The organism is Pseudomonas sp. JV245A, from assembly GCF_032424515.1.
Lineage (GTDB): Bacteria > Pseudomonadota > Gammaproteobacteria > Pseudomonadales > Pseudomonadaceae > Aquipseudomonas > Aquipseudomonas protegens.
This window is the reverse complement of record NZ_VYKE01000243.1, coordinates 1-4,899: the sequence shown is the minus strand read 5'-3', so window position 1 is coordinate 4,899 and position 4,899 is coordinate 1. Positions and strand designations below refer to the sequence as shown.

General features: G+C 64.4%; 5 protein-coding genes and 1 pseudogene. 4 read left to right on the top strand and 2 right to left on the bottom strand.

Going from position 1 to position 4,899, the window contains the following annotated elements:
* Together F6S12_RS29730 and F6S12_RS29725 are read left to right on the top strand one after the other, a co-directional pair.
* Positions 1-228: pseudogene (locus F6S12_RS29730) on the top strand (MFS transporter); the annotation flags it as partial.
* 66 nt (positions 229-294) lie between these two features.
* Positions 295-1,152 (top strand): alkaline phosphatase D family protein, encoded by an 858-nt coding sequence (locus F6S12_RS29725; protein WP_202602940.1) that lies wholly within the window; start codon positions 295-297, stop codon positions 1,150-1,152.
* 25 nt (positions 1,153-1,177) lie between these two features.
* On the opposite strand, the gene F6S12_RS29720 is transcribed toward F6S12_RS29725, so the two are convergent.
* A complete protein-coding gene (locus F6S12_RS29720) occupies positions 1,178-1,831 on the bottom strand; it encodes a hypothetical protein (RefSeq protein ID WP_152686446.1) in 654 nt (217 codons plus the stop codon).
* A gap of 188 nt (positions 1,832-2,019) precedes the next feature.
* On the bottom strand, positions 2,020-3,252 hold the full coding sequence (gene lysA, locus F6S12_RS29715; protein WP_011060616.1) for a diaminopimelate decarboxylase: 1,233 nt from the start codon (positions 3,250-3,252) through the stop codon (positions 2,020-2,022).
* A 129-nt stretch (positions 3,253-3,381) separates the two neighbouring features.
* On the opposite strand from lysA, the gene F6S12_RS29710 reads away from it, so the two are divergent.
* The gene (locus F6S12_RS29710; protein WP_015635101.1) at positions 3,382-4,326 is read left to right on the top strand and encodes a LysR family transcriptional regulator; all 945 of its coding nucleotides are present in this window, start codon (positions 3,382-3,384) and stop codon (positions 4,324-4,326) included.
* A 195-nt stretch (positions 4,327-4,521) separates the two neighbouring features.
* On the top strand, positions 4,522-4,824 hold the full coding sequence (locus tag F6S12_RS29705) for a hypothetical protein (protein WP_015635102.1): 303 nt from the start codon (positions 4,522-4,524) through the stop codon (positions 4,822-4,824).
* Positions 4,825-4,899 lie beyond the last annotated feature (75 nt).

Sequence of the window (4,899 nt, the reverse complement as noted above, 5' to 3'; positions counted from 1 at the left end):
ATGGGCGCACTGTTCGCCTGGGGCTCGGGGCCGCAGGCCAGCGTCGAGGCCGTGTCCCGCGGCATGCACTGGACCTTTGGCGTGGCGGCGCTGCTGATGCTGCTGGCCTTGCTCAGCGCCGGGCGCAACCGGCTGTCCGAGGACGCCGGCTCGCCCTTCATCAGTCGTCTGCTGGCGTACAAACCCACCTACATGATCCTCGACGACCACGAGATCGAGGACAACTGAACGCAGGACCGCATCGACAAGAACGGTAGCAAGCGCACCCTGTTCAACTGGGCGATGGGCGCCTACATGAGCTACCAGTGGAGCCATGGGCCGCGCTTCGAGGACAGCTATGTGCAGAACCGTGCGATGTCCGGCAACGATCAGTACCTCAAGCACCGTTCGGTCAAGCAGCTGTTCTACGACTTTTCCTGTTCCAACTATCCGTTCTTCGTGCTGGATACCCGTACCCAGCGCTTTGTCGATGATGTGCCCGGCGCCCTGCAGGACAACCACCTGCTGGGCCGACCCTCACTGCACCCGGCCGAACCCGGCCAGTTGGATCGCTTGTGCGCCTGGTTGCGGTATATGCAGGAGGACCGGGGCAACACCCCCAAGTTCGTGGTGACGTCCAGCGTCTTTGTACCCAATGGCGTGGATACCGCGGGCGAGGGCCCGCGCTACGAGCGGCGCAAGAACCAGAGCGACTCCTGGTCGGCGTTTCCCAGCACCCGCAGCACCGTGCTGGAAACCATCGCCCTGTACCAGGTGCAGAACGTGGTGTTCCTGTCCGGCGACATTCATTGCTCGAACATTTCCCGGTTGCAGTTCAGTGGCGGAGCCCAGGGCATCAAGGCTCATGCGGTCACCTCGTCAGCCTTCTATTGGCCGTTCCCCTTTGCCGACGGCGTCCCTGCCGGCTACGTGCATGACTCGCGCGCCCCCCAGACCCCGGACAGCTTTGCCCTGAAAAATGTCCCGGGCACCATGGACTACCGCACCTGGGCTTTTACCCAGGCCGACAACTTCGCCCGCTTGGACCTGCACCCCGACACCGCCGAAATGCAGGTGCAGTTCTACGGCACCGACGGCGAGCCCCTGGTGACCCGCAAGCAGGACGATAGCGTCAACGACCAGCCGGAGCGGCTGCAACTGATGCCCTGGTAGCGGGGCTGGCCCGGGCGCACCTGCTCTAGTGGCCTGTCACATGGAGTTGGTGCAGATGGCTCACCCGCCCGAGAAACATCATCTGGCGCATGTACATCGCCACGAGCAGGGCCAGGGCGCTAAAGCCGTTGAACCCGGGATGCTGGGCCATGGACAGCGCCCCACAGGCGCTGAAGCCGATTTCGATCAGGGCCAGGGCGATACAGCCGGTCAACAGGTTCTGGCAGAGGCTGACCTCCGCCATCGCCTTGACCAGGGTCTTGCCGGCGCCGTCATCTGCCTGGATGACTTCATCCAGTTGCCTGGTCACCGCCTTCCACCTGGCGAAGCTGGAGGATGCCGGGGCATCTGCCAGGCCTACCAGCGCCGCCAGGAACCTGCAGCGGTTCAGCGTAGCGATGGATAGCCAGTCCCAGAGCGGGGCGAAGCCGGTGAAGACGATACCGGACACGTAGCTGAGGATGATCAGCACGAACAACAGGGCGCCGCCGAGAATATCGGGGGTTTGCAGCTGTTCGTGGGGGTACTTGAAGGCCAGGACGATCCAGAACGCCATGCCCGGGCAGATCCGCGCAATCAGATCGTAATAGACGCTGGGAATGAGGTTGAGGATCGAGGTGAGCCCGCTGCCGCCCTCGCTCTTGCCAGGCTCTTTCTTGCCCTTGTCTGCTTCGCACATGGCGCTCTCCCTTGCCCAGGAACTCCTGGCTCCTAACTCTTAGTCCAAGGGGGGAGCGTTGTCCACGGAACGGGCTGGACAAGCACTTTCAGTGCTGCCAGGGCAGGGGGGCGCCTCGAACACGCGGTTGGGCGAACACAGGGCCTGGGCGCCCTGTGTCCCTTTGCCAGTCAGTACCCAGGGGCGGCTTACAGCCCCAGTTCCAGCGCCAGCAGGTCCGCCAGTGGCTGGCGGCGGCGGATCAGTTTCGGCTGGCCGTTCTCGAACAGCACCTCCGGCAGCAGCGGGCGGCTGTTGTAGTTGGAGGACATGCTGGCGCCATAGGCGCCGGTGTCGTGCAGTACCAGCAGGTCGCCGACCCGGGCCTGGGGCAGGGGGCGCGGGGTCAGGCATTCGTCGTCCTGGGTGAAGATGTCGCCGGACTCGCACAGCGGGCCGCCGACCACGGTCAGTTGTTGCGGGCGCTCCACCGGGTGGCCGGCGGCGTCCAGCAGGCTCATGCCGTGGTAGGCGCCGTACATGGCCGGGCGCATCAGGTCGTTGAACCCGGTGTCCACCAGCACGAAGTGATGCTGGCCGGCGGTCTTCACCACCCGCACTTCGCTGACCAGGCAGCCGGCCTCGGCCACCAGGAAGCGCCCCGGTTCGATCTCCATGCGCACGCCGTGGCCCAGGTAGGCCTCGATCTCCTGGCGCGCCACTTTCCAGGCATTGGCGTAACGCTGCACGTCCACCGGGGTGTCGCCCTCGCGGTAGGGGGTGGACAGGCCGCCGCCGATGGAGAAGGCCTCGAGGTCGTGGTCCAGGGATTTCACCGCCGCCACCATGGCTGCGCCCACCTGTTCCAGGTGGTCGTAGTCGACCCCGGAGCCGATGTGCATGTGCAGGCCCACCAGGTGCAGGCCATGCTGGCGGATCACCGCCAGGGCTTCGCTCATCTGGTCGTGCCAGATGCCGTGTTTGCTGTTTTCGCCACCGGTGTTGGTCTTGCGGCTGTGGCCGTGGCCGAAGCCCGGGTTGATCCGCAGCCAGACCCGGTGCCCCGGGGATTTCTCCCCCAGCTGGCGGAGCATGTCGATGGAGCCGGCGTTGACTTCCACCTGCAGTTCCACCACCCGGGCCAGGGTGGCCTCGTCGAACAGGTCGCAGGTGAAGACGATGCCGGCATCCACCGGGCTGAAGCCGGCCAGCAGGGCGCGTTCGATTTCCCCCAGGGACACCGCATCGACCCGTACCCCGGCCTCGCGGATCAGGCGCAGCAGGTGCAGGTTGGACGAGGCCTTCTGGGCGTAGCGCACCACGTCGAACGCCTGCAACTGGGCGATGCGCGCCTGGATGGTGGCGGCGTCATAGCACCACAGTGGAGTGCCGTACTGGCGGGCGGCGGCGACAAGTTGAGCGGGGGAAAATGGAATGGCCATGGCGAATGCAATCTGTGATCAGTGGGAATGGAGGCAGCATGCCCGTTGGCAGCTATTCAAGAAAATATCTATTCTTTGCCAAGATATTCATATCTGATATGGATTGGTTGATTAAGCGAGTTTCCCGCCATGGACATCTCCCTGCGGCACATCGAAGTGTTCCGCGCCATCATGCAGGCCGGCAGCGTCACCGGCGCCGCGCGCCTGCTGTTTACTTCGCAGCCCACCGTGAGTCGCGAGCTGGCCCGGCTGGAAACGCTTTCCGGCTTGCGCCTGTTCGATCGTGAAGGCGGGCGCCTGCTGCCCACGGCCCAGGCCCTGCTGTTGCTGGAGGAAGTCGAGCGGGCCTATGTGGGGCTGGAGCGGATCAACAGCGTGGCCCAGTCGATCCGCCGTTTCGAGCATGGCCAGTTGAGCCTGAGCTGCCTGCCGCTGTTCTCCCAGACCCTGCTGCCGCCGGTGTGCAAGCAGTTCCAGGCGCAGCACCCGGGCATCGGCCTGAGCATCACCGCCCAGGAATCGCCGCTGTTGGAAGAGGCCCTCAGTGCCCAGCGCCATGACCTGGGCCTGACCGAAAGCGAGCACCTGCCCCGGGGCACCCAGGGCGAACTGCTGTTCTGCGCCGACATGGTCTGCATCCTCGCGGACGACCATCCGCTGCTGGCCAGGCCACGGCTGGCGCTTGCGGATTTTCGCGGCCAGGACTTCATCAACCTCTCGGGCCTGGATATCTACCGGCAGACCCTGGATGAGCATTTTCGCCAGGCCGGGGTGGATCGCCGGATAGTGGTGGAAACCACCAACGCAGCTTCGGTGTGCGCCATGGTGCGCCAGCGGCTCGGGGTGGCGATCATCAATCCCTTGAGTGCCATGGAAGAGGCCGGGCGCGGCCTGGCGATCCGGCCGTTGCAGCTGTCGGTGCCCTATCGGGTGATGCTGATCCGCCCGGATTACCGGCCCTCGTCGAGTTTTGTCGAGGGTTTCAGTGAAGCCCTGCGCACCCAGGCCAAGGCACTGCAAGAGCAGGTCGGGCGGATAGTGCAGGGAGGGCAAGGGGTGAATCGCTCAGGCTGATGGGGGGGGCGTGGCCCAATGTTCAGCTTGTTGGTGAAGAGGGCGCGTTGGCGCTTCAGGGAAACATGTCCCTCTCGTATGGCGGCAGACAGTTACCGAGGATAGCCCTGCGGTCGGCTGATCTTGTGGCAAGCCTCAGGTGCAGGCCCGGACCGTAGCGACTTAACCCCCTGACCAGTTCTGGAGTCAAATAAAATGCCTATTGCCATTCACGCACGCAACAACACCGCCGCTGCGCAGCAAGTCGCCATCAGGAATACCGCCCAGGGCAACAACCTGGCCAACGTCAACATACCTGCCCAGGGCAACGTGGTTCTTTATGTCCTGCAAGCGGATGCCAGTGCCGACCTGTATCTGATCTGCAATGCCAATGCTGCCCAGGCTGCCCAGTTGAGCGTCGTCTACCAGGGCCATAGCAGTGTGGTTCAAGACAGCGACTGGGCCCGCCAATGGACAGTCGATGGTGCCGTGGATGGCGTACAGCTGGACCTGGCATAGCGGGAAAAACTCGCTGGCAAAGACCATCCTGCGCACGCCTTGCCTGTAGGAGCCAGCTTGCTGGCGAAGGCGCTC